The following is a 24,784-nucleotide window of genomic DNA, read 5'->3' as shown; positions in this document are numbered from 1 at the left end:
CAGTCCGTTTTGCAAGGGTCAGGCATTAGCCCAGTTGAATGGCCAGAATGGGACCCGCAACACAAAACCCCGGCCTCGCAACAGATGCGAGTACCGGGGCAATGGTGTCTGGAGCATCAATCAGATCAGAAGCTGAACTTGTAACCGACGCCCAGATTGAAAATCCAGGAGTCATACTCCAGCTTGTCTTTGTAACGAATGGAGTCAACTACGATGCCGTTACTTAGCACCACATTATCAACACCCACTTCGATTTCCGGGTCTGCATCAACATACATGGCAGATGCATTAAACAACCAATTGGCATTGCGGCCGAACTCAATATCGATACCTACCTGCGCAGTCCAGCCCCAGGAGCTACCAAAGTTGATCAGACCACGATCCACCCGGTCAACAACTGCGCCATTGGCATTGACCACATCCTGAACAAATACCGGGCGCAAAAAGTCCTGCTTGATGTCGGTATAGTTCACACCGAGTCCCACATAGGGCTGTACCCAGGACTCAACACAAACCGGGTACCAGTCGACAAAAAAACTGGTTACGTTGGTTTCAAAATTACCCAGGCTATCGGAACTGAAGAAATCAAAGTCATCGGAAACCGCGTAGGTGTTGTAGTCCGCATCCAGCTTGGCGCCATTCATATGATACAGCTCGACGGCCCAGTGGTCGGCGACAAAGTAAGTACCGTTAACAAACCAAGTGGTATCGCTATCCAGATTCAGAGAATCACCGATTCGCACGGGGATCAATACGTCGGGATCATCGGGATCCGGAACATCAATGACGGTAGACTCTGAAAAAACGGAGTCATCGGTTTCCATATAGGCGGCACCGACGCGCAAGATAAGATCACCGCCATTAAAGTCGGCAAAGGCCGGCGAAGTTGCACCCGCGGCAGCAACGGCCAACGGCAGAAGAAGGGACTTGGTTCGCATGGGTAACTCCTTGTAACTCTGAAATGCTCCATAGCCGCAGGAGGGTCGTCCATTAAAAAGTGACCCGTGCGTGCGGTTAGTTTCAGTATAGGCGGAGTTTTCTGGAAAACAGCAAGTACTGCCTATGCATTGACCTGCATATAGGAAGAAATTTCTGCAAAAATATTTTGCTCAAAAAAAATGCCCGCCATAAGGCGGGCCAGTTTTCTCGAACACACTTTCAGGAGGAGAGTTTGCGACGCACTGTGTACGCAAGTTCACAGCTGTCTGACTTAGGTATAGCAGACCATTTCCACCCGCTACATACCCTGTCATCAAAGCCGTTGCTTACTGGTCGCAATCCACGCCGGAAAAAAACCGGCATCCCTTTATACCCTTTGCAGGTAACTCTGGTATTCCACATCGGTTACCCGAGCCGCAATTTCTGCCTGTTCCTGCCGCTTGAGCAATACGAACAAGTCAACGAACTCGGGATCAAAGTACTCCTGCCACAAGGCGCTTTCCGCGAAGCGGTCAAGCGCACTATTCCAGGTGTTGATCAACTGCTCACTTTCGACCTGGTAGGCATCCCCTTCTACAGGTTTGGGTGGCTGCAATTTATTCTCCAGGCCGTGGCAAACCCCGGCCAGAATCGCTGCCAGCACCAGATGGGCGTTGACGTCTGCACCGGCAATGCGATGCTCGATCCGCCGCGCCTTGGCCTCACTAGCCGGAATACGGAAGGTCACTGTGCGATTGTCATACCCCCAACACAGGTTCAGCGGCGCGTGGCTGCTTTCCTGAAAACGGCGGTAGGAGTTTGAGTGAGGTGCAAAGATTGCCATGGCATCATTGGCCGTGGTCATCATGCCCGCTACCGCGTGGCGCAATAGCTCAGAGCCCATGTCGCTGCCGTCGTCAAAGACATTGTTGCCGTCTTTGTCCACCAGACTCATATGTACGTGCATGCCGTTGCCCGCGAGCTCGCCAAACGGCTTGGCCATCGCGCTCACGCGCAGGCCGTGGCTGCGGGCAACCCCTTTCAGCAAGCGTTTGAACAACAGGGTCTGGTCGGCGACTTTTACCGGATCATCACAGTGCAGCAGATTGATCTCGAACTGCCCCGGCGCACACTCGGACAAAATGGAGTCGGCGGGGATCCCCTGCGCTTCACAAGCCGCACGCACGTCGGCAAAAAAGTGCCGCTGGGCGTCAAGTTCCGCCAGGTCGTACACATCAGTGGAAGGCACCAGGTCGGAGTCATTGTCACTGACCGGGCGCGGGCGCCCCAACTCATCGGCTTCTTCCCGCAGCAGGTAGAACTCCAGCTCTGTGGCACATACTGCCTTGTAACCCAGGCCAGCCAGGCGCTCGACCACCTTCTGCAGCTGTGCACGTGGATCTGCGTAGAGCGTTGTTCCATCGGCTTCGAACAGCTGCATATGCAGCTGTGCAGTCGGCTCGCGATGCCAGGGCGCGAGCGAGATCGCGGAAACCGGCTGACAGACACCGTCGCTATCACCACTGGCAAACACCAGCGGACTGTTCTCAATATCGCGCCCCCAGATATCCAGGCTTACCGCGCTGCGCGGCATCTGCAGGCCACCGGCCAGCAGTTTTTTCGCTGAGTCAGCCGGCAACCATTTGCCCCGGGGGATACCGTTGATATCAAACACAAAGCCCTCGATCCATTTGAGATCGGGGTGTCCGTCGAGAAATGCATCCGAATCCGCGAGCAACTCAGAAGACGGCTGATATTGTTTTTGTGCTGCCATAAAAAGATTCACATTGGTGGGAGGTTCGGCCCCGAGGATTTAATACGCTCGGGGCCTATGCGACGAGTTTACGCCATGGCGCGAGCAGTATCATCCAGCGCACGGTGCGCCTTTTCTACCAGCTCGTCAATCTGCTCGATCGTGAGAATCAGCGGCGGAGCGATAATCATGGTGTCGCCAGTGGCACGCATCACCAGGCCATTCTTGATACTCATGTCCCGACAAACGCCACCCGCGGTGCAATCGTCGTCAAAACGTGCGCGGCTGTTTTTGTCTTTCACCAGCTCCAGCGCACCTACAAGTCCCAGAGTACGAGCTTCGCCAACGATCGGGTGATCCGCCAGTTCCGCCCAACGCTTGGCCAGGTACGGGCCGGTGGTGTCGCGAACCGTCTCGATGATTTTTTCTTCGCGCAGGATGTTCAGGGTAGCGATACCTGCCATACAGGCCGCAGGGTGCGCGGAATAAGTGTAACCGTGGGTGAACTCGCCACCCTTGGCCTTGATCACTTCCGCAACACGGTCACTGACCATGGTGCCACCCAGCGGGAAGTAGCCGTTGGTCACGGCCTTGGCAAAGGTCATCAGATCCGGCTTCATACCGTAGTAATCGGCACCGAACCACTCACCGGTCCGTCCGAAGCCGAAAATCACTTCGTCCATCACCAGCAGAATGTCGTACTGATCGAGTACTTTCTTGATTTCCGGCCAGTAGGTTTCCGGCGGGATGATCACGCCACCGGCACCCTGGATTGGTTCGGCAATAAACGCAGCTACCTTTTCCGGCCCCAGCTCCTGGATCTTTTCATCCAGACAGCGCGCTGCATGTACACCGAATTCTTCCGGGGACATGTCGCCACCCTCGCCAAACCAGTAAGGCTGCTGGATGTGCTCGATATAGTCCAGGCTCTGGAACTGCTTGTGCATGCCGCTCATGCCACCGAGGCTGGCGCCGCCGATGGTGGACCCGTGATAGGCGTTTTTGCGGGAAATAACGATACGCTTCTCGGGCTGCTCTTTGAGGTCCCAGTAGCGGCGGATAATACGCAGGTTGGTATCGTTGGCCTCACTGCCGGAACCGGTGAAGAACACGTTGTTCATGCCAGCCGGGGTCACTTCTGCCAGCATGTCCGCCAGCTCGATGGACGGAACCGTGGTGCACTGGAAGAAGCTGTTGTAGAACGGCAGCTTGTTCAGCTGCTCGTAAATGGCTTCGCTGATTTCACGACGGCTGTAGCCGAGGTTGCAGCACCACAGGCCCGACATGCCGTCGAGCATTTTGTGGCCATCAATGTCGGTGATATAGGCGCCCTCGGCGCTGGTGATCACTCGTGTGCCCTGATTACCCAGATCGTGAAAATCGGTAAACGGGTGCAGCAGGTGCTCGCGGTCATGCTGTTGTAGCTGGCTCTTGTTCATGAACTCACTCCTGAATCAAATTGCGTCAGAGACGCCCCTGCGCAGCGGGGCCAAAAATGTGATCACATTTTAGGGGTAAGAACGGAGATGGTGCAACTGGTATTCGCAACAGGCGCATCGACACATGGATAAATCAAGCGTAGTGCCAATTGAGAGCGAGTGGTCGCGCGGGTTGGCATAGGGGAACCGGGGGAATTAAAGGAAAGGAGAAAGGGCCGGAAACCGGCCCGAGGTGGTGAAAAGCATGGTGGAAAGGCGCCACGGACAGTGAGAACCAGCGAGTCACCATGGTGTGGGCCCTGCCCTGAATGTGCCTACCTGCGAGGAACTCCCATACGAGTGCCTCTGTAACGGCCCTATTCTGACGCCTGGATCGATACCGATACCGGCTCAATATCGAGCAACACCCCAACCACGGAATACTGGTCCTTGGTGCCGGAGCCGTAGTGCCAGTACCCCCTGGAATCATCAGTCTGGCGAAAGCGAAACATGACGCCACGACCGGTCTGGTCGTCAAAGGTGTAACGTCGCAGCAGCTGCATTTCACTATTGTCCAGTAGTGAGAAGCCGAGCATCTGATCCAGTCGCTGGTTCGCCAGGGCCATACCGGCGCCTTGGGTAGCACGATAACCAAATGCCTCTTTGCCCGCGGTTGCGCTGCCTTTCGCCGACACTTCCAGGCTATCCCAGGCAAGGCTGTCACCATCACTCAGCACGCTGAGCTGCACCCCGTTCACGGAAAATGCGCTTTCCCCGGACGCAAACTGCGCAGCGCGGCCGTCGGCAATCACCAGGTTGCCGGCGCCCACAACGGTCAGGGTTTTCGCGTCCAGGTTCACCAACACACCGGTGTCCTCATCCACACCAAACCCCAGTCGCTCGCCCGTTGCGGCTCTGTGCCCCAGGGCACGCACCAGCCGCCCCAGACGCGCCTTGCGATCAAAGTGCTGATCGACGATCCCTACCGGCATGAATCCCAGTCCGCGGGCGAGCAGCAACTGGCCGGCCTCCTGGCTTTCCATCCCCGCATACTCACTCACGCTGGGGAGGGTCAGTGCGCTGAGTGAATCTCCGGCGGCAATCATGGTATGACTCATGATGGCCGCACCGGCACTGGTACCTCCGACCACTGCGCCCTGCGACAACTGGGTACGAATCGCCTTCAATACAGGGGTATCCTCGCCTTTCGCATCCAGCAACGTACCGGTAATCCGCATCTGGTCACCGCCCACAAACCAGATGCCACCCACGTCTTCCAGGCTTTCTGCCAATGCCCGGTCGTTGCCACCCTGCAGCCACTGACTTTCATCCACGGACCCCGTGGAAGGGTCATCTTTTACCGCGATGGGCAGCACACGGATATCACCGGCAAAACCATAGCGGCGCAGATCCTCGGAAAACTGCCGCGCGTAATAAGCCGGTCTTCCGGATGCCGCCGGCACGATTGCCACATTCGGAAATCCGGCGGGAATAGCATCGATAAATGCGCCGTATACCCGGCTGTTGTCACTGCGCAAGGCACCACCGACAATCAGCAGGCTACCCGACTGTCGCGACGCATCAAGCGCTTCAAGCCCCGCTTCCTGTGCGCGGCCAGTGGTCTCTTTGGCTAATGCCTCGTCATCTTCACCGGCACAACCCAGTGTAGCGAACAGCAACATACCCAGGAATGACATTGCCATCGTTGAAAATTTCATAAACTGCTTTCCACTCGAAAAAAATCAGATGCAGATACTTTCAGGCGGAACCGGTCTGTTGTGACCACCTCTCGCTCGCCCAGCATCCGCTCCTCGCGCGGGCTTCTTCCGCAATACTCTTTGAAACAGCGACTGAAATGGGAAGCGGAGCGAAAACCGCATTGCTGCCCAATAGCATCAATACTCAAACTGCTCTCGAACAACAGCTTGCGCGCCTGTTGCAACCGCAGCTCACGATAAAAGCGGGCTGGCAATACACCTCTCCGTCGACAGAATATCCGCTCGAGTTTTTTGACGGAGATATCGAGATAAGCCGCCAGCTCGCCGGTTTGCAAGGGCTCGGAAAGGTTACTGCGCATCAGCGCCAGGGCCTCGTCGAACAGGTGTCGGTCTTGCATTGCTGCCACAGGATTTCCCCAGACGTTAGTCGGAACGCTCCGCTGTCTGCGGCTGGCGATCAAACAATTGCCAGCGCCCCTTTGCCATCACGTGCGTAATCTGAAAGCGCTGCGGATCCACCAGGATCAGATCGGCATCGCGACCCGCAGCTACCTGCCCTTTGCGCTTGAGACCCAAGGCACGCGCCGGGTTACTGGTCACCACCTGCAGTGCCCGGGGGATCTCTACCTTTTCGCGCTGTACCGCACTGCGAAACTCGTCAAACAGACTGGCGATGGCGCCCACTTCCATATCGCGCAGCTCGCCGAGATCACAAAAGTTTGTGAGGGACCCCTGGGCATCGGAGGAAAACGTCAACTGATCCACTGGAGCGCCCTGCTCCAGCGCCATTGCCAGCGCCTGGCTCGCGCGCATTTCACCACTGGCCAGGATCTCCTCGGTCGTGGACGTTGTGAAGTCGATGAAACCACCGGCGCGGGCAAACTCCACACCATGCTCCAGTAGCGAAGTATTGCGATTCATGTGTGTGGGATAAAACTGGGAAATGGGAATCTCAGAATGTTCCACCACATCGAACAGCGGCTGCAGACGCCCCGAACCATCGCCCACATGCACGCTGATCACACCGCCCTTCCCACTCAGCAGGCCGGCAACCCGAGCGTCTGCCGCAATGCGGATCAGCTCATCCCGCGAGGGGTGCGAAGATCGATGATCGGATATGGCGAGCTCGCCGACACCGATAATGTTGTCCACCAGCATGATGTCGCTGCGTACGCTGCCGGTCAGCGTATTCACCGGCACCTGGTAGGAACCGGTTTGCATAAAGCAGGTAATACCCTGCGCCTCAAGGGCCTTGGCCTTGCCGAACAGTTCATTCAGGGTACGGGTAGTCGCATCGGTACCCAGAGCGCCCACAACGGTGGTTACCCCCGCGGCAATCGCATCCCGCACATCCAGTTCCGGTGTACGTGAGCCGAATCCGCCCTCGCCACCACCGCCGCTGATATGTACCAGAGTGTCAACAAGGCCCGGCATCAACCAGGCACCGTCAGCATCTACTACCTGGCCGACAGATTCCGGCAGGGTCAAATGCTGGTCGATCTTTGCCACGCGATCTCCGGCCACCAAGACATCACATCGGCCGAGGCTGCGCGGGGCGAAAACTTCCGCATTTTTAATCAGAGTGATTTGAGACATAAAAACTGCTTAAAATTTAAAAACCGGATACCGCGGCGATCAGCACCGCGAGGGATGCAAACAGGAATAACATTCCCTGCAAGGGCAGCACAAAGCGCACCCATATGCCCCAGTCCAAACGCGCCGCACCCAGGCAACCCATCAGCGCCGCAGAGGTGGGCACCACAATATTGGTAAGTCCATCGCCGAGCTGAAATGCGAGCACCGCCGTCTGTCGCGTGACTCCCACCACATCGGCGAGCGGCGCCATGATCGGCATGGTTAACGCCGCCTGGCCGGATCCGGAAGTAATAAAGAAATTGAATACCGTCTGAAAAGCCAACATAAACCAGGCTGAGACAGCACCAGACACATCCGCAAGGCTGTTGCCCGCAGTGTGCAGAATCGTATTCAGGATACTTGCCCCCTGGGGATCATCCCCCCCCAGCAACAGCACAATACCCTTGGCAAATGCCACAACCATGGCGGCGGGCAGCAATTGCTGAGCCCCCTCCTTGAACGCTGCAGCCGCTTTGTTCGCGGTCAAACCATTGAGGCCGAATCCGATGGCCACCACAGCGATAACGATACCCAGGGTAAAAAACTGGCTGGCAATTTCAGGCAGGAAATAGCTGCGCTCCACCACGCCCCAGATCATCCAGGCAATACCGGCACAGAACAGCAACAGCACCAAGCCATCACCACGCACCATAGTCTGTAGGGCGTTTGCGGAAATCGCTTTATCCCGAAATACGCGGTCAGACTCATAGGCCAGAGACCGCGAGGGCTGCCGCTGCACCCGGCGCGCGTAAAAGATCGTGTACCCCGCGAGCCCGCAGGTCGCCAGCAGCCACAGGGCCATACGCAAGCCGCTACCGGACATCAGGGGCACGCCGGCAATTCCCTGGGCAATACTCACACCAAACGGATTCATCCACGAGGTGGCAAAACCCACCTGTGTGGCAACATAGGTCACCAGCAACGCGGTGATACTGTCATACCCCATGGAGACCAAAAGTGGCACCACTATCAGGGTAAAAGGAATAACCTCTTCCCCCATTCCGAAGACAGCGCCACCCAGGGAAAACAGAAAGCACAGAATCGCGAGATACCAGTGCCCGGCATCACGATTACGCGCAATTACCTGGAACAGGCCGCGCTCTACAGAGCCACTGGCAAATATCAGACCGAATGCGCCACCGGTAAGGAGAATAAACGCAAATACACCGATGGATGCCCCCCACTTGCTACCGGACACCATGCCCTCGAAGGCAAAGTTGAGAAACCCGATACCACCGCCCTCGGCAAACAGCGACATACCCGCCGGCTCATCCGATGCCCTCTGATAGCTTTGAGGGTCAATTACACTGCGCTCGACACCGTTGACCACCTGCGTGACGGTTTCGAAGGTACCTGCGGGAATCAGGAAGTTCAGAGCGAAAGCCAACAGTGCTACCGCCAGCAAAATCAGATAAGTATCTGGCATTGCCCAGGCTTTGTTCACCGATTGTCCCTCTGCATCCGCAACATCGGCGCAGGAGGAATGGGTATCGCTTGTCTGCATAGGAATACACCGCAGTAAAAGAAAAAGGGGTGGCGGGCGCAAACTGCGCGCCCGCCGGGATCAGGTCCTGTGAGACGCCGATCAGAACGCGTGGCCGTAGCTCAGGGTATAGAACCGTCCCATGGCGTTATGGTTAAAGTTATCCACGTTAGCACTGGTACCCAGCACCAGAGGCGGCTCTTCGTCCAGCAGGTTTTTGACCTGCAGGCTCAGCCAGCTACCGCTGTCGAAGTCTCGGCTAACGCTGAGGTCGAAGGTCAGCCAGCTGTCGACTTCCACTCCGCCGTTTTCATCCATGTTTACTTTTGACAGGAAGTACTCAGCACCCGGCTCCATCAACGCATCCAGGGTGCGTTGAGACGGATCATCGGCATAGCTGTGGGTGTATCTGGCACTCAGGGTGGAAGACCAGTTCTCGTAGCGCCAGCGCAGGGAGCTGTTTGCCAGCCAGCGAGGATAGGTGTATTCACCAGCTTCACTAATCACGCCGGAGACTTCTGACGGCAGCTTGTCAAATTGCGCCATATAGGTTCCGTCCAGCGTAAAACGGAAGCTGCCCCAGTTTTCGGTATCCAGGTGTTGCGTAAAGGCAAGGTCAACACCGCTGGTCTTCTGCCAGCCAAGATTGGTCAACTGGAAGTGGGCATCCACAACAATATTTCCAACCACTTCCAGGCCTGGCTGACCGGGCAACAGCTCACCGGCCTCCACTATCGGATACTCTCCAGCCAGTGCGCGTAAAATAAAGTCGTCTTGCTCAATGCCGATCAGGTTTTCGTGCTCGATATTCCAGTAGTCAATACTGATCTCGGTATCTTCCGTCGGCTTCAGCAGGAAGCCTGCGCCCCAGGTAGTGGCGGTTTCAGGCTTCAGATCGTCATTGCTCACATCTTCAGACAGCAAGGACTGACCATCGGCAGTGGAGTCGCCATCACAGGCACCCGGCGTTGCCTCACAATCCACGGTATAGCTGGACAGCAAGGTGCCAGCACCCACCTGCGCCAGCGAAGGCGCTCGGTACGAAGTAGACCAGTTACTGCGGAAAATAACTGCATCGTTAAATGCGTGGCGCAGCGCAACCTTCGGGTTGGCGTCTCCACCGAAACTGTCGTAATAGTCGTATCGCAGTGCTAACTGGAGCTCGGTAGTTGCCGCCAATGGAATCATCTGCTCGGTATACACTGCCCACTGGTTCCGCGAGGCATTGGCGGAAGTGGAGCTGAATCCGAGAATCGGCTCAGGGTTATAGGTCGTGGATACTGCATCGGCAGCCGGCATATCGTTAACCGTCTCGCGGCGGAATTCACCACCAATTGCCACCTGAATCGCGCCGGCAGGAAGCTCTATCCAACTTCCGGAAATATTTCCGTCAATCGCGTAAAGACTGGATTTACCACTGCGCTTGGCATCGGTGCGGACAAACTCGTCAATCGCATCCACCTGCTCAGATTGGCCATTGAACGGGTTGTACCAGGCGGTGGTTTTGCCAACATCTTCACAGGTTTCGCCCGCCCCATAGCTCGCGCTAGGACGCACCAGATCCAGGTCCCAACGATTCACGACCGTACCGTCAGTACACAAGTTGCCCAAGCTGGCGTTGTAAAAAGCTTCGGAGTTGTAAAGACCAGAAATACCACGCTGTTCCGATTCACTGCGTCCCAGGTTGGCCGCCACTTCCCAGTTCCAACTGGATACTTCGCCACGCAAGCCAGTTACCAGACGAGTCGACTGCGACTCGACTTCAACTGCCCTTGCGTCCGGGAACTTCCCGTAAGCAAAAATCGGATAGCCATAGAAATCCGAAAAATCACTGGTAGGCGCGTCAAGACTGAAAGAACCCTCTTCCACGATATCCACTTTCAATTGCTCTGGCCAAAGTGGGCTCTCCGGATCAAAGGGCGCTCGTGAAAAGTTGGCAGGAGAAGACGTACCGCGAGATGCCGTTGTCTGCAGCATCAAGGTATTGAACCACTCGAGATTGTCAGAAATATCGTAATTGAAGGTGCCAACTACGCTCGCACTTTCGTACTCATCCTGAGTCGCAGCAATCGCGTTGGTATTGAACGCACAGTATTCACCGAAATCACCAAAACCAAACTGATCCGCAGGGCAGCCGTCCTCTTCGGGAGACTGGGTTTGATCGTAGTACATCGAATAGAAATCATTGAAGCTCGGGTAAATACCCTGCTGGCTCGGGCGCACGGAGTTCGCCGTCAATTTACGGTCGCGATCGTACATCGCATTGCGTGAAAACAGGTCCACTACCACCATGGTATGGCTGCGTTCGCCCTCGCGGCCCCATACCCAGTTCAGGTTGTACTTGCCTTCATCACTCCCAGCAGTGGAGTTACCGTGGGTCAGCGTGACTTCATTACCCGTAAAATCTTCACGCAGTACAAAGTTCACCACGCCCGCTACTGCGTCGGCGCCGTAGGTGGCAGCGGCGCCACTGGGCAACACTTCCACGCGCTCGATAGCAGACAGGGGAATGGAGTTCACATCGACGAAGGACTCCTGCCCTTTGGCAAATGAACTGACGGATACACGGCGGCCGTTGACCAGTACCAGAGTGGAACTGGCACCCAGGCCACGCAGGGAAACACCGGCGGCGCCGACCGGGGTATTGCTGGATAGCGGCCCACCGGTTGCTGTAGAAAAGGTACCGCTTCCGCCACCAGTCTGGCTCAACTGCTGCAAAATTTCGATCGGTGACGTAGCGCCGGAGGCTTCGATATCATCGCGGTTGATCTGTACTACCTGTACCGCGCCTTCGGTATCCAGGCCTTTGATGTGAGTACCGGTAACCACCACCTCTTCTACGGCGGATTCCGCCGGTTGCGCCACTCCCTGCGCCATAACAAGCGCGCTGCCGCCCATCAGGGAGCAACCGACAGCCAATTTTACGGCCTTGCTTAGGGGAGATTTTTTCAGCTGGGTTCTGTTATCCATTTTATGCCCTCCAGGAACCTGGTTCCTGTCTCTATTGGTTCTCTGTGATCTTCGTTTTGACCAGCGCCGTTCATCGACACCTGGCGATTTCGTTGAGGAAGAAAACCGGCGGCATTGCAGTGCAACCCAGTCACCGTACAGCGCGAACGACGCACGCAAATACGCCACGGACTGACACAGTAATTTGGGTAGGAGATTTAAGAACGGATAAATCCGACTTATAGCTTCCTCGCGCCCGCATACATTTTTAATGGCTATGGCTATCTTGGATTTGCTGTTGAATACGAAAACGTTCGCAACGAACATTCGCAACAATAGGCAGGAGAAACCAGACAGGAAAGCTCAAAAAATGCGGAGCCCCCGGTTAAACCGAGGCGGGGAAGCTACTCGTCAAACCACTCGCTGAGGTAGTAGTTGGAGGAGCAGCGCTCAATGGCAGCAATATTATTCATTTTGCTCTATATGCCTTGCACTTTGCGCTTGATGGTTGAAGCCCGATCAGCCGCTGTTACACCTACCAGCCAATCTTGATCTAATTTTTATCACGCTGAAAAAATACTGTAAAGCATTTCCGTTGAGTAATTTTATCTGCACATAGATCCCGGAGACAGCCGAATTAACTGCAACACACCCGCGCCAAAGGAGCACTTTCTTTCGCGGAGACAAAAGGAATTTCAGGCCACAAAAGAAGACCGGGAAGGAATAGCCTTCCCGGTCTTCAGGTTTGCCCACACTTTAATACTCGAGAAAGTCGCGACTTACTGGTAGGGCTGATTCAGATAAAAATTGGACGAACGACCGTCTATCCCGACACGCTTCGGCGTAACATTGCTCGCTCCAGTGGATATATTGAATTGGTCGAACTCACTGAGCTTATAGCGCAACACATCCTCATAAACGACTGGCAATCCACATTGCGCCTGGGTCCGGGAAGTCTGCGCATCCTCCTGCAAAACGTAGACGTTACCAGCCCCGTCCACTACCCCGCTGCCATCCGGGGTAAAGAAAATAGAGGTCGCCTCATCTACACCGATCCCCTGAATACCTGCGGGAAGGCCCGCCATAAATGCCATCAGCCGGCCCATGCGATCGCGCTCGGTAAAATGGGTATCCACAATCACGCCCTGCATGATGGCAGCACTCAGAAAGCCTGAAGAAATATTGACGTATTCGTGGCACAAGTCGGTGACAGCCTCCGACGAATAAGCGCCGAGCACGCCATCGGGATCGTAGATGGATTCCGACTGCACCGCGGCACCGGCCGATGTGCCCCCAAGAACGCCGCCACGGGCCATCACCTGATCCAACGCCTGCTGCAGCGCAGTGCCCTGCCACTGATTGAGATAGTCGGACTGGTCTCCACCGGCGATCCAGACAAATTCTGCAGAACTCACCGCCCAGGTAACATAATCATCATTGGCGTGCTGAGGACGATCGACAATGAGGGTTTCCACGGAATCCGCATTCAGCAGCCCCATGAGGTAATCGTTGTAGCCATCGCTGCCACTGGTGCGCAGCACCACAACGTCGCCACCGCCAATCAACGGCTCAACCCTGCGCGTAAAAGCCGCATCCACATCGCTGCCACCGCCCATTACCAGAAGCCCGCCAGCGCCCTGCTCCACACAGACATCCGCTTCGCTGCCGGTCATATAACGGGTAAGGCCGCCGGGTTTATCGGGACGCGCACCCAGCTCGCAGGTACCACCACCGCTGCTGCCGCCACTACTGCCACCGCTGCTGCTTCCTCCCCCACTACTTCCACCGGCATCGGGGATACCGTCGACGGTGAGGGTGTAATCACCGCGGCCACTGTAGCGGGTTACCTTGAGCGTATACAGCCCGCTGCCATCGACATAGACACTGGCAGCTTCCGGTCGATCGCCGGTTTCCGCGCTGTAGAGTCGCTGGGAGGCATCGTACAGGTGCCAATCGAAGTCATCGCCACTGGAATGATCCAGGGAAATGTCCAGATTCGCTGGGGAATCGACATTGAAGTAGTACCAGTCCTGATCGCGTCGATTGGCAATATTTCCCGCGACCGCCTGGGCGGAACACAGCGGGCCATCGGCATCGGACTCGGCGTCATTTGATTCACTTTCCGCAGACACACAGGCAAATGCGCCGTTACTTAACGCGGAAAACAACAATACAGGTATCAGTTTACTTCCCATGATTGGCTCCTTGAGGCTTGTTTATTTTTATTGCCGAACAAGGGTACCCAAGGGATCGACCCCGAACATCGAATTCGGGGCCGATGGGAAAAAACAGTCAAGTTTGGGAAAAAACAGAACAGTTTGCCGCGCGGAATCAAATACCGCAGTCGAGCGCATCCAGCAGCATATGTGTGACCAGACCGATACCCAGCCAGCGTATAGGCTTCCAGGGCAAAAACATCATGGCCCCATAGAAAGAGATGGGAAACATTTTATGCAGGGGGTGAAAATTGATACTGCAGCGGCCTGGATCGTAAATCGGGGAAGCCAGTAAATGGTCGAGATCCACCAGGTTGGCAGCCAGCATCACCAGTGCCGCCTTTTTCCAGTCGTCGCGAAAGAAAAACCACGCGATAGCCAGTGGAATCAGGACATGTAAAACAATATGGATATAGCTGAACATCAAGACGGCATCAATTCTTCGGCGGAAATAGAACCCAGGCCCTCTTCGATGTCCTGGCGTATGGCGGTGCGGACCTTCTGCTCATCGCCACTGGCGATGGCGGCAATCAGGTCCTGGTGTCGGTCCGGCAGCTCCTGTACACCAAAACGCTGAAATACCAGATGCTGCAGCGGCGCCGTCTGCAGCCACAGGCTTTCGATCAGCGACAGAATGATGTGCGGGCGGCCGAGACGATAGAGAGTAAAGTGAAATTCGAGGTTGGCAGTGACATATTCCTGGATATCTTTTTTATCGAGAGAGGCTGTCACCCGGTCATCCAGGGCCTTCAATACTGCCAGCTCTTCCTCACCGACGAACGGCAATGCCTGGGCCGCGGCCTGACACTCCAGTGCCACCCGCGCCGCACAGATTTCATCGAGCTTTTCGCGGGTCATGGTCGGCACAGTGACACGCCGGGTATCCGACAGCTCCAGCGCGCGCTCAGAGGTCAACCGGCGCAATGCCTCTCGCACCGGCATCGGGCTGCAATCCAGATCCGCAGCGAGACCGCGAATGGTAATCGCCCTGCCCGGCAGGAACTGGCCGCGCAGTATGGCGTCACGCACCTGATAGTAGACTCGCTCCTGGGTGGTGCGAAACTCTTCCTGCGGCTCGGTAAACTCGGCGTTTCTCAATGGCGGCCCCGTAGTACTGGTGTAAAAGTGCCCCGAAGTGCTCGCCGCACCCCTCAGGCAGACATCGCCAGGGCCAACTTGTGTGGCGCCTGATCGCTGCCGACCGCAATCAGTGCATCGGCAATGGCACCAGTTTGCCACATTTCAAAGAAATCCTCCGCTACCTGCTTGCCGGCCTCGGTCACCGCATTCCAGTATTTGAGGCGCTCCTCGGTCGAAAGCTTCACAAAATCGTCCCGATCAGGGATCTTGCCGAAGGGCAATTTGGCCACCCACGCGGGAGAGGGTGCCACCAGGATCACATTGTCCATGGCCCCACCGCGCACCCAGCGCCAGCGGAAACTCTTGTCGAACCAGCCCGGCACCATATACGGGAAGAAGTGCGGATACAGCACCAGCCCCTGCGGGTGCTGGAAGCCGAGGTCGAAATGGTAGTCGGTGATGCCGCCGTCCCGATAATTGCCCGCCGGTGCCCCCGTCGGGGTGGGCACGCCGGCCATTACCAGCGGGATGGAGCCCGATGCCAGCACCGCAGGACATACATTTTCCGCAACGAGTGGCGTATTGACCGTAGAGAGGTTGCGGAAGGCGACAGATGGCGCCTCGCCGGAGTGGAACACAACCCGGTCCCAGAAGGCTCGCAGGGTGCGGCGGCTCACGGCATTGGCCAGTGCCGATGCCAGCAGCGCCGGTGCCAGCACGGCCTTGTTATCGCTGCCAAGGGGGCCGCGTCCCCGCACGGTGACAAAATGGCTGCGCCATACGGGATTGGCCGCCACCTGGGCTGCACCCTCCTCCCCCAGAACATCGAGCAGGATCTTCTCGCCGGCAGCGGTAATCTCACCCGGCGTGGGTCGCTCACTGGCATAGGCCTGGTTTACGTAGCCGTATTCCAGCTTTTCCAGGGAAGCCATGGGGTCAGAGGTGGCGTAACACATATTGCGGAAACTGCCGATGGAAGACCCCAGTGTCGCGATGGGATCCTTGCGGCCGCGAAAAAATTCGCCGATCAACACGCGATCGAGCTGGCTAATGGACAGCCACTTGGGGCCGCCGGAGGCGCCCACCAGGGTGGACACCATCTGCTGCTGCAGACCTTCCTCGCGCACCCTGCGCGCGGCACTGGCCCCGGCCAGCACAACACAATTCTCGAATTTTTTCGCTTTCGCCATCTTTGCGCTCACAAACTACTGTCTTTCGTGATTACCGCTCGCCAGTGATTACCACTCGCCGGTGTTTTCCATTGAAGCCCACGGCTCCTGCGGCTCGAGCGCATCGCCCTTCTGCAGCAGCTCAATGGAGATATTGTCCGGAGAGCGCACGAAAGCCATATGACCGTCGCGGGGCGGTCGATTAATGGTCACCCCCATATCCATCAGGCGCTGGCAGGTTTCGTAGATATTGTCCACGCGGTATGCCAGGTGGCCGAAGTTGCGGCCGCCGGTATAGGTTTCCGGGTCCCAGTTGTAGGTGAGTTCGAGGCACGGGCGCTTGTCGCCATTGGCAGTGTCTGCGTCGCCCGGAGCGGCAAGAAATACCAGGGTGAAGCGCCCTTTTTCGTAATCATTGCGGGTGACCTCGTACAGGCCCAGCTTGTCGCAATAAAATTCCAGAGATTTCTCAAGGTCGGTGACTCGCACCATCGTGTGCAAATATTCCACTGCATCGCCTCCTTTGGGGGATTACAATCCCAGTACATCAATCAGGATGACTACTTTAGCCACCCGCCACAAAGTTACCAGAGCGAAATGTACCAAAAATACTATCGACAGTTTTTACAGGCTGCCCAAAAGGCGGCCTCTCCGGATTGCGACTTACCGGTTTTGCACATGGCGTGCCACTCCCACCACTACTGGCCCGACGTGACCCTCGACGCCGTCAACGCCTACTGGCAGGACGCCGCCGAGATGGCAGACAGCAAATGGGACAAGATCTTTGGAGAAAAGATACCGGCCTTCCAGCGCGGTATAGCAAGCACCCTGAACCTCCCGGATCCGGCACAGGTTGCCCTGGCGCCCAACACCCACGAGCTGATCTATCGGCTGCTCAGCGCTTTCGACCTGAGCAAGCCACTGCGCATCCTGACCACGGATGGCGAATTCTACAGCTTTGCCCGCCAGCTGATGCGCCTTGAAGAACTGCCCAATGTGGAGGTGGAACGCATTCCCACGAAACCCTTCGACACCCTGCCCCAGCGCTTTGAGCAGGCACTGCACAGCGGAGACTACCAGCTGGCCTACGCCAGCCAGGTATTTTTCGATTCCGGGGTAGCCTTCCCCGGCCTGCTGGAACTGGCCGCGCGCAAGCCGGAAGGTACCGAGATGGTGATTGATGGTTACCACGCTTTCTTCGCCCGCCCCACCGACCTCAGCGCCATCGCCGACAAGGTGTTCTATACCGCAGGCTCCTATAAATACCTGGGCGCAGGCGAGGGAATGTGCTTTATGAGCATTCCGCGCAACTGCCAATTGCGGCCGCTCAATACCGGCTGGTTCGCGGAAATGGCAGAGCTGGAAAATCGCACGGAGGGTGTGGGCTTTGGCAACGACTGGCTGCGTTTTGCTGGCGCGACCATGGATTACTCCCCGCTCTACAAGGCGCTTGCGGTACTGGATCTGTATCAGCAGGAAGGTATTACGGTGGATTCCATCCACGCTTATGTGCTGCAAAACCAGCGCCGTTTCCTCGCCGCGATGGATGCAGCAGAGCACCCGTTGCTGAACCGCGACAACCTGATTGCTCACGATCTGGACAACGCGCATGGACATTTTTTCACCTTCCGCTGTGGCAGTGCGGAAAACGCTGAATTACTGCAATCGCAACTGCGTGAAAAAAATGTACTGTGCGATCGCCGACAGCAGCTGTTGCGACTCGGATTCGCCCTCTATCATCCGGAAGAGGAAACTTTTGCGCGAATATTTTGTGAATGAGTTGTCACCGTTCACCTGATATTCATCTTCGTAACGTAACAATGGATTCCATAGCTAAGAAGCAGCTATGAAGTATCTCTGGCAATATTAAGGATTCGCCATGCAAAGAACCCTGAAACTATTTTCCGCTGGCCTGCTGGCCGGACTCGTCGCTTTCACCTCTGGCTGCGGCAGCGATGATAAAAACCGCACTTCCGGCACCCTGATTTCCATTTCCGCGCAGGGAGAAGCGAGCCAGGCTCCGGATATCGCTAACCTGTCTGCGGGCGTCGTGACCGAGGCCGATGACAGCAATGCGGCAATGCAAGCCAATGCAAAGCAGATGGAAGCGTTGATGCAAGCCATCAAAAAGGCCGGCATCGAGGACAAAGATATTCAGACCAGCGGCATCAGCCTCAACCCGCGCTACGATTACCAACCCAACAGTGAGCGCAAGATCATCGCGTACCAGGCGCGCAACACCGTCAGTATTACCGTGCACAAGCTGGATGAGCTAAGCGCAGTGATCGATGCAATGGCAGCCGCCGGCGCCAACCAGATACACGGCCCCAGCTTTTCCATTGGCGAGCCAGAACCCCTGCTGGCAAAGGCGCGCGACAAAGCGCTGAAGCAGGCGCAGGCCCGCGCGGAGTCCTATGCGGAGTCCCTGGGCACCAAGGTGCGCAGAATCGTCAGTATTTCCGAGGGCAGCCACGGCGGCATGCCGCGACCGATGGCCCGCATGGAAATGGCCGCAGCCAAGGATAGTGCCAGTACCCCCATCGCACCGGGTGAGAGCAGTGTTTCAGTAAATATGGAACTGGTGTTTGAGCTGGAAAAATAAATCCCGCGATGACAGTTTCACACACAGAAATCCCGGCAATTGCCGGGATTTCTGTGTGTTAGCCATGGGTACTATCTGGAAAACCGTAATACTCCCGCCTATTCCGGCTGCTTGTAAACCACCCCGCCCTTCATCACAAACCGCACCTTCTCCAGGGTAGAGATATCTTCCAGCGGGTTGCCCACGACCGCCACCATATCGGCCCATTTCCCCGCTGACACGCTGCCCAGCTCATCCTGGGCGTTGAGCAGCTGCGCCGCATTCCAGGTGGCCGCACGGATGGCATCGGCCGGGCTCATCCCGCCCTGCACCATCAGCGAAAACTCCTTGGCATTGTCTCCGTGACGGCTGACACCGGTATCGGTGCCAAAGGCGATTTTCACCCCCTTGCGATGCGCGCGATAAAATGTGTCCTGAATCAGCGGACCGATCTTCGCGGCCTTGCTGCGTACCATCTCCGGGAAGAATCCATCGATAGCCGCTTTCTGGGTCACCCAGTCTCCGGCCATCAATGTCGGCACATACCAGGTGCCGTGTTCGACCATCAGCGCCATGGTTTTGTTGTCCATGTAGGTGCCGTGCTCAATGGAATCAACACCCGCGCGTATCGCCCGCTCCATTCCTTCTTTGCCGTGGGCGTGTACCGCTACGGTAAACCCGTAGTCTTTTGCTGTGGCGACAATCGCTTCAACCTCATCCTCCATGAACTGCGGATTCTGGCCACTTTTTGCCACACTCAGTACACCGCCGGTTGCGGTAATCTTGATCAGGTCCGCGCCGTCCTTGTAGCGCTGTCGCACCGCCTGCCGGGCACTGGCTACACCGTTGACGACGCCCTCCGCCGGCCCCGGGCTACCCATCAACGAATGGCGATAGCCGTTGGTAGGGTCTGCATGACCACCGGTAGTCGCAATAGACTTGCCCGCAGTAAATACCCTGGGCCCCGCTATCTCCCCCCGATTTATGGCATTGCGCAGGCTTACCGTGACATTGCTGTTGTCACCCAGATCCCGCACCGTGGTAAAACCGGCCATCAGCGTCCGCTCAGCGGTATTGACCGCGCGCAGGGTGTAATCCGCCGGGTTCCAGGTAAAGGTCTCGGTATAGGTACGCGGGCCGTATTCGTAGGCCAGGTGGGTATGCATATCCATCAACCCCGGCAATACGGAAAACCCACTGAGGTCAATCACGCGCTCGCCATCGCGCTGGGTAAACCCCCGCTCTACCGATTCCACCTTGCCGTCCACCACATGTACCGTGCGCTTTTCGAGCAAGCGACCAGCCTCGCTGTCGAACAACCAGCCGGCGTGAACGGCAATATTCTCTGCCTGGACCAGGGACGCAAATGCCACCAGGCACATTCCCAGCAGGCCGTGAAATACACCTTTCGCACGCATTGAAATTATTTTGGGTGTGATCATGAAGTATCCAGTTTTTCGGGCGAAATGGGACAAGCCCTGTTTATTGTATTGCTCGCAGGCTATGGCAGGTATGAGGTCACAGCGCCGCGGCAACACAATTTACCGTATCCAACGGCCATAAAAAAAGCCCGGCGCAAAGAGCCGGGCTTTTACAACTCCACGAAGAAGCGCTATTCCGCTGCTGGGAGCACCTCTACCTCACCGATTCCCAGCTCCTCGATGGGCTTCTGAATCTTGCTCAAGTCACCCACCACCATCCAGGTGAATTGGCCCGGCGCAAGGTACTCTTTGGCCGCTGCCGCCACCTGCTCCTGGGTCAATGCGCTGACCCGCTGCGGGTAGTTGGCGATATATTCCGCGGGCAATCCTTTCTCTATCTGCCAGGCGATACTGGATAGCAACTGCCCCTTGGTCTGGAAGCGCGCACTCTGCTTCAGGACTTCATCGTCCTGATAGTCTTTCAGTTCGCTCTCTTTTATCGGGCGCTTGCCCAGATACGCCTTGTATTCCTTGAGCAACTCTTGCATCGCGGGTGCCGTCTTGTCGGTCTGCACCGGCGCGAACACGATATACGGCCGCTGCGCCTCGGCATCCAGTGACACCGCGCGCGCACCATAGGACCAGTGCTTGTCTTCGCGCAGGTTCATATTGATCCGCGAGGTAAATTTGCCGGCTATGGCTGAGGCCATCGCATCAAACGCCTCAGCTCCCTCCGCTTGCCACGGCGGCATGACCAGCCCGGCCATAATATAACTCTGCTGCGCACCTGGCCGGTCGAGCAGGAAAATACGCGCTTTTTCCGGGCGCTGCACCACAGGGATGTCCAGTGCCGGTAGCGGGTCGCTCGGAGCATCCCAACCACCGAGGGTATCGTTCAGCAGTTTCTGGATCTCGTCCCTGGTGACATCCCCCACCACCGTCAGTTGCGCGTTATCTGGTCTCAGCCAGGTTTTGTGAAACTTCACCAGGTCTTCGCGGGTAATCGACTTGATAGCCTCCGGCGTCCCGGAGCCGGTAAGGGGCGCGCCGTAAGGATGATTCTCCCCAAACAGCAACGGCGGCAGCTTGCGCATGGCCAGCCCCTGGGGTTGCGCCTCTTCCTGACGAATGGAGTCAAGCCAGTTGGATTTCACCCGGGCCAGGTCCTCCTCCGGGAACAGGGGACTGGAAATCACATCCCGAAACAGTTCCAGCGACGGCTCGAGCTGGGTTTTAAGGGCGCTGAAACTGAGCGAGTTGTAATCCAGACCACTGCTCGCACCAATAGCCGCGCCCAGCTCTTCCTGGCGTGCGCTGAACGCGAGACTGTCAAAATCCCCCGCCCCTTCGCTCAACATACGCGCCACCACCGATGCCAGTCCCGGCTGCTCGCCATCGGCAGAGGCACCGCTGCGGTATTGCAGGCGCATGAACACCACCGGGGTATCGTGCCGCTCTGCCAGCACCACCTTGAGGCCGTTATCCAGAGTGAAGGACTGCTGCTCCGGGAGATCCAGCTCGACCGTCTTGTCTACCGCCGGCAATTTACTGCGATCCACATCCTCACCGGTGACTTCGAACTTTTCTTTCGGCGTGATGATCATGGTGAAATGGTTGGGCTTCAGCCACCTCTGCGCCACATCCTGTACATCATCCACGGACACCTTGGCGTAGTCTTGGATCCCATTGAGGAGGGCTCCCGGGTCATCGTAATAAAACTCCGAGCGCGCAAGCAGATCGGTCTTGCCGCCAAAGCCACCGATCTTCTCCAGCCCTTTCACCAGACTGGCAAACTCACTCTGCTTGATACGGCGCAACTCCTCCTCGCTCACACCCGTCCTGGCAAACTCGCGCAGCTCGTCATTGAGGAGTTTCTCGACTTCTTCCACGGACTGACCCGGTTTCACATCCACCATCACGATGATCTGGCCGGCGAGCTGACGCGCGTAGTAAAACGCACTGACACTGGTGGCCACTTGTTCGTCACGCACCAGGCGGCGGTAAAGCAGGGAATTTTTGCGATTGGCCATCAGGGAGGTAAGCAGGTCCAGTGCGTCTTCTTCCTCACTGCCAATCGCCGGTACATTCCACACTTTGTAAATGCGGGTTTGCGGCACCTGATCGGTGGTTACCAGGCGCTTGTTGACCTGGATCGGCAGCTCCCAGTTCTTCAGTTCGTCCGGGACCGAGGTGCTGGGGATATCGCCGAAATACTCGCGCGCTTTCTTCATTGCCTCCTCGACCGTAATGTCGCCGGCGATAACGAGGATGGCATTGGCGGGCTGGTAATAATCGGAAAACCACTGTTTGACGTCCTCCAGGCTGGCCTGGTCGAGGTCTTCCATGGATCCGATGGTGGTCCAGGAGTATGGATGGTCAGATGGGAAGGTATTCTCGGCGATCAAGTCAAATGCCTGACCGTAGGGACGGTTCTCTCCCTGGCGTTTTTCGTTCTTCACTACCCCGCGCTGCTCGTCGAGTTTCTCCTGGCTGATGGCGCCTTTGAAGTGACCCATTCGGTCAGACTCCATCCACAGCGTCATGTCCAGTGCCCCCACTGGCATGGTTTCAAAGTAATTGGTGCGATCGTTGCTGGTCGTGCCATTCATATCGGTGGCACCGGAGCGTTGGAAGGGTTCGAAGTACTCGCCGGGGAAATTCTCCGAGCCGTTGAACATCAGGTGTTCAAATAGATGAGCGAAACCGGTTTTGCCGCGGACCTCGTCTTTCGAGCCGACCTTGTACCAGATATTGACGGCCACCACCGGCGCCTTATCGTCCTCGTGCACGATTACGGTTAGGCCGTTTTTCAACTTTTCTTTGTGATACGGCAAATCGATTTTTGGCGGCTGTACAAAAGCGCCTTTACCACTGGCTGCGGCTTTGCTACTGGCAGCAGCTTCCTTATCCATGCGCAGGGCTTTGTGCACATTTTCGGAACGCTCACCGCCCTCCCCATCGCGGTCACAACCGGCCATCCCGGCCGACATCAATAAGACGAACAAGCCGACCGGTCCCAGGGCACTTCGCAATTTCATTGTCACTTATCCTGATTTTGCATCCGTTCAATGCAGGCAAGTGTAGGCAAAAAAAACGGGCGCCGTGGCGCCCGAAATATACTTCACAGAGAGACGATGTCATCGCCAGGGAGATTCGATCGGCCGCCAGGCGGCCTTACCGGTCAAACGTATTGAACCTTTAACAGTTGGCTTTATAGAGCACAGAGTTCAACGCCCCTTTCAGGCCGCCGCGGAGTCTGCCTTATTCAGCGCATCTTTGTGGCCGAAGCGCTCTTCAGCGATACGGTCGGCCACATGGGCAGTAGTCTCACCAGATTCATCGGCGCGCTGGAAAACTTCTTCCATGGTGGTGCCAATGGTCTCGATATGCGCCTTTACCTGCGCCGCGTTATATTCGCCAAGCTCCTGGCCCATCTGCTGGTAGTACACATCAATGATGCCACCGGCATTGATCACGTAATCCGGCGCGTACAGGATGCCTTTATCCTTCAGCACCTGTGCGTGGCGCTCTTCGGCCAGCTGGTTGTTGGCTGCGCCGGCGATGGCGCCGACCTTCAGGCGGTCGATGGTGTTGTCATTGAGGATTGCGCCGAGGGCACAGGGGGCGAACAGGTCAACGTCCAGGTCGAAAATTTCATCGGCGCCAACAGCGGTGGCACCCAGCTCGTTTACCGCACGGTCAATGTTGTCCTGGAAAATATCGGTAACGAACAGTTCCGCACCCGCATCTTTCAGCAATTTACCCAGACGGAAACCCACGTTGCCCACACCCTGGATGGAAACTTTCAGACCGTTCAGGTCGGTACGGTTCCAGCGGTGTGCAACAGCCGCTTTCAGGCCCACGAACACGCCATAAGCGGTGGACGGGGACGGGTCGCCACCGTGTTCCTGGCCCGCGATAACGCCGGAAACGAACTTACTGCGCTCGGCAATAACTTTCATATCCTCAACACTGGTGCCGGAGTCTTCCGCGGTGATGTAGCGACCACCCAGGGTATTGAGGAAGTCGCCCATGGCGCGCAGCAGTTCGGGGGTTTTCTCTTTGCGGGGGTCACCGATGATGACGGACTTGCCGCCACCCAGCTTCAGGCCGGCCATGGCAGATTTGTAGGTCATTCCGCGTGACAGACGCAGTACATCATTCAGCGCTTCGGAGTCGTCCGCATAGGGCCACATGCGACAACCACCCAGTGCCGGCCCCAGATTGGTGTTGTGCACCGCGATAATCGCTTTCAGACCACTTTTTGCATCGTGATAAAAGGCGACTTCTTCGTGATTATCGTACGCGGGGTGGGAAAAAATACTCATAACAATCCTCTCCGGAGGCCGGTTTTACGTCGGCGCCAGACGCGGCCAATTGTGTCAGCTCTGTCCGCAACCGTGTTTTATTGTAGGCTCTTAGAATATAGCCACTGGGCACTTA

18 protein-coding genes are annotated in these 24,784 nt (G+C 56.7%); 2 read left to right on the top strand and 16 right to left on the bottom strand.

Going from position 1 to position 24,784, the window contains the following annotated elements; translation table 11 throughout:
- Window positions 1-125: 125 nt before the first annotated feature.
- The 13 genes from ACONT6_RS06360 to ACONT6_RS06300 all read right to left on the bottom strand — a co-directional run bounded on the left by ACONT6_RS06360 (window position 126) and on the right by ACONT6_RS06300 (window position 16,849).
- Entirely contained in the window at window positions 126-938 is an 813-nt protein-coding gene (locus tag ACONT6_RS06360; RefSeq protein WP_428820915.1) for an OmpW/AlkL family protein, read from the bottom strand.
- Between the two features lie 368 nt (window positions 939-1,306).
- The gene (locus ACONT6_RS06355; protein WP_428820914.1) at window positions 1,307-2,692 is read right to left on the bottom strand and encodes a glutamine synthetase family protein; all 1,386 of its coding nucleotides are present in this window, start codon (window positions 2,690-2,692) and stop codon (window positions 1,307-1,309) included.
- A 68-nt stretch (window positions 2,693-2,760) separates the two neighbouring features.
- On the bottom strand, window positions 2,761-4,110 hold the full coding sequence (locus ACONT6_RS06350) for an aspartate aminotransferase family protein (protein WP_428820913.1): 1,350 nt from the start codon (window positions 4,108-4,110) through the stop codon (window positions 2,761-2,763).
- A 356-nt stretch (window positions 4,111-4,466) separates the two neighbouring features.
- Window positions 4,467-5,807, bottom strand: coding sequence for a cyanophycinase (locus ACONT6_RS06345; protein ID WP_428820912.1), 1,341 nt, complete (start codon window positions 5,805-5,807; stop codon window positions 4,467-4,469).
- Window positions 5,804-6,205: a helix-turn-helix domain-containing protein gene (locus tag ACONT6_RS06340; protein WP_428821486.1), complete on the bottom strand. Its 402-nt coding sequence runs from the start codon at window positions 6,203-6,205 to the stop codon at window positions 5,804-5,806. Before ACONT6_RS06340 ends, ACONT6_RS06345 begins: the two co-directional genes overlap by 4 nt.
- Window positions 6,206-6,230: 25 nt before the next feature.
- A complete protein-coding gene (gene iadA, locus ACONT6_RS06335; RefSeq protein WP_428820911.1) occupies window positions 6,231-7,403 on the bottom strand; it encodes a beta-aspartyl-peptidase in 1,173 nt (390 codons plus the stop codon).
- Window positions 7,404-7,419: 16 nt separating this feature from the next.
- On the bottom strand, window positions 7,420-8,946 hold the full coding sequence (gene yfcC, locus ACONT6_RS06330; RefSeq protein WP_428820910.1) for a putative basic amino acid antiporter YfcC: 1,527 nt from the start codon (window positions 8,944-8,946) through the stop codon (window positions 7,420-7,422).
- A gap of 81 nt (window positions 8,947-9,027) precedes the next feature.
- Window positions 9,028-11,895, bottom strand: coding sequence for a TonB-dependent receptor plug domain-containing protein (locus tag ACONT6_RS06325; protein ID WP_428820909.1), 2,868 nt, complete (start codon window positions 11,893-11,895; stop codon window positions 9,028-9,030).
- Window positions 11,896-12,653: 758 nt separating this feature from the next.
- Complete coding sequence (locus ACONT6_RS06320) at window positions 12,654-14,069, bottom strand: Type 1 glutamine amidotransferase-like domain-containing protein (protein ID WP_428820908.1); 1,416 nt, start codon at window positions 14,067-14,069, stop codon at window positions 12,654-12,656.
- Between the two features lie 136 nt (window positions 14,070-14,205).
- Window positions 14,206-14,514 carry a DUF6122 family protein gene (locus ACONT6_RS06315; RefSeq protein ID WP_181253531.1) on the bottom strand — a complete coding sequence of 103 codons (309 nt, stop codon included), beginning with the start codon at window positions 14,512-14,514 and terminating at the stop codon, window positions 14,206-14,208.
- Complete coding sequence (locus ACONT6_RS06310; RefSeq protein WP_181253532.1) at window positions 14,514-15,188, bottom strand: GntR family transcriptional regulator; 675 nt, start codon at window positions 15,186-15,188, stop codon at window positions 14,514-14,516. Before ACONT6_RS06310 ends, ACONT6_RS06315 begins: the two co-directional genes overlap by 1 nt.
- Before the next feature lie 53 nt (window positions 15,189-15,241).
- On the bottom strand, window positions 15,242-16,360 hold the full coding sequence (locus ACONT6_RS06305) for a hypothetical protein (RefSeq protein ID WP_428820907.1): 1,119 nt from the start codon (window positions 16,358-16,360) through the stop codon (window positions 15,242-15,244).
- Window positions 16,361-16,408: 48 nt separating this feature from the next.
- The gene (locus tag ACONT6_RS06300; protein ID WP_181253534.1) at window positions 16,409-16,849 is read right to left on the bottom strand and encodes a VOC family protein; all 441 of its coding nucleotides are present in this window, start codon (window positions 16,847-16,849) and stop codon (window positions 16,409-16,411) included.
- Window positions 16,850-17,017: 168 nt separating this feature from the next.
- Between ACONT6_RS06300 and ACONT6_RS06295 the strand changes: the two genes are divergently transcribed.
- Together ACONT6_RS06295 and ACONT6_RS06290 are read left to right on the top strand one after the other, a co-directional pair.
- Entirely contained in the window at window positions 17,018-18,118 is a 1,101-nt protein-coding gene (locus ACONT6_RS06295) for a hypothetical protein (RefSeq protein ID WP_428820906.1), read from the top strand.
- 100 nt (window positions 18,119-18,218) lie between these two features.
- A complete protein-coding gene (locus ACONT6_RS06290; RefSeq protein WP_428820905.1) occupies window positions 18,219-18,941 on the top strand; it encodes an SIMPL domain-containing protein in 723 nt (240 codons plus the stop codon).
- A 98-nt stretch (window positions 18,942-19,039) separates the two neighbouring features.
- On the opposite strand, the gene ACONT6_RS06285 is transcribed toward ACONT6_RS06290, so the two are convergent.
- The 3 genes from ACONT6_RS06285 to ACONT6_RS06275 form a co-directional block, all read right to left on the bottom strand.
- Window positions 19,040-20,362 (bottom strand): amidohydrolase family protein, encoded by a 1,323-nt coding sequence (locus ACONT6_RS06285; RefSeq protein WP_428820904.1) that lies wholly within the window; start codon window positions 20,360-20,362, stop codon window positions 19,040-19,042.
- A gap of 170 nt (window positions 20,363-20,532) precedes the next feature.
- Window positions 20,533-23,379: a M16 family metallopeptidase gene (locus ACONT6_RS06280; RefSeq protein WP_428820903.1), complete on the bottom strand. Its 2,847-nt coding sequence runs from the start codon at window positions 23,377-23,379 to the stop codon at window positions 20,533-20,535.
- A gap of 201 nt (window positions 23,380-23,580) precedes the next feature.
- Window positions 23,581-24,669 (bottom strand): Glu/Leu/Phe/Val dehydrogenase, encoded by a 1,089-nt coding sequence (locus ACONT6_RS06275; protein WP_181253538.1) that lies wholly within the window; start codon window positions 24,667-24,669, stop codon window positions 23,581-23,583.
- Window positions 24,670-24,784: the final 115 nt, after the last annotated feature.

Source organism: Microbulbifer sp. MCCC 1A16149 (assembly GCF_050368945.1).
Taxonomy (GTDB): domain Bacteria; phylum Pseudomonadota; class Gammaproteobacteria; order Pseudomonadales; family Cellvibrionaceae; genus Microbulbifer.
Note: the sequence above shows the minus strand (reverse complement) of the source record. Positions and strands in the feature narration are given on the sequence as shown.

What these genes read in the sequence shown, in the direction of transcription:
- ACONT6_RS06285 (WP_428820904.1), bottom strand. Translation starts at nt 20,362, where the DNA reads ATGATCACACCCAAAATAATTTCAATGCGTGCGAAAGGTGTATTTCAC.
- ACONT6_RS06275 (WP_181253538.1), bottom strand. Translation starts at nt 24,669, where the DNA reads ATGAGTATTTTTTCCCACCCCGCGTACGATAATCACGAAGAAGTCGCC.
- ACONT6_RS06355 (WP_428820914.1), bottom strand. Translation starts at nt 2,692, where the DNA reads ATGGCAGCACAAAAACAATATCAGCCGTCTTCTGAGTTGCTCGCGGAT.
- ACONT6_RS06320 (WP_428820908.1), bottom strand. Translation starts at nt 14,069, where the DNA reads ATGGGAAGTAAACTGATACCTGTATTGTTGTTTTCCGCGTTAAGTAAC.
- ACONT6_RS06280 (WP_428820903.1), bottom strand. Translation starts at nt 23,379, where the DNA reads ATGAAATTGCGAAGTGCCCTGGGACCGGTCGGCTTGTTCGTCTTATTG.
- yfcC (WP_428820910.1), bottom strand. Translation starts at nt 8,946, where the DNA reads ATGCAGACAAGCGATACCCATTCCTCCTGCGCCGATGTTGCGGATGCA.
- ACONT6_RS06295 (WP_428820906.1), top strand. Translation starts at nt 17,018, where the DNA reads ATGGCGTGCCACTCCCACCACTACTGGCCCGACGTGACCCTCGACGCC.
- ACONT6_RS06325 (WP_428820909.1), bottom strand. Translation starts at nt 11,895, where the DNA reads ATGGATAACAGAACCCAGCTGAAAAAATCTCCCCTAAGCAAGGCCGTA.
- ACONT6_RS06345 (WP_428820912.1), bottom strand. Translation starts at nt 5,807, where the DNA reads ATGAAATTTTCAACGATGGCAATGTCATTCCTGGGTATGTTGCTGTTC.
- iadA (WP_428820911.1), bottom strand. Translation starts at nt 7,403, where the DNA reads ATGTCTCAAATCACTCTGATTAAAAATGCGGAAGTTTTCGCCCCGCGC.
- ACONT6_RS06305 (WP_428820907.1), bottom strand. Translation starts at nt 16,360, where the DNA reads ATGGCGAAAGCGAAAAAATTCGAGAATTGTGTTGTGCTGGCCGGGGCC.
- ACONT6_RS06340 (WP_428821486.1), bottom strand. Translation starts at nt 6,205, where the DNA reads ATGCAAGACCGACACCTGTTCGACGAGGCCCTGGCGCTGATGCGCAGT.
- ACONT6_RS06290 (WP_428820905.1), top strand. Translation starts at nt 18,219, where the DNA reads ATGCAAAGAACCCTGAAACTATTTTCCGCTGGCCTGCTGGCCGGACTC.
- ACONT6_RS06350 (WP_428820913.1), bottom strand. Translation starts at nt 4,110, where the DNA reads ATGAACAAGAGCCAGCTACAACAGCATGACCGCGAGCACCTGCTGCAC.
- ACONT6_RS06315 (WP_181253531.1), bottom strand. Translation starts at nt 14,514, where the DNA reads ATGTTCAGCTATATCCATATTGTTTTACATGTCCTGATTCCACTGGCT.
- ACONT6_RS06360 (WP_428820915.1), bottom strand. Translation starts at nt 938, where the DNA reads ATGCGAACCAAGTCCCTTCTTCTGCCGTTGGCCGTTGCTGCCGCGGGT.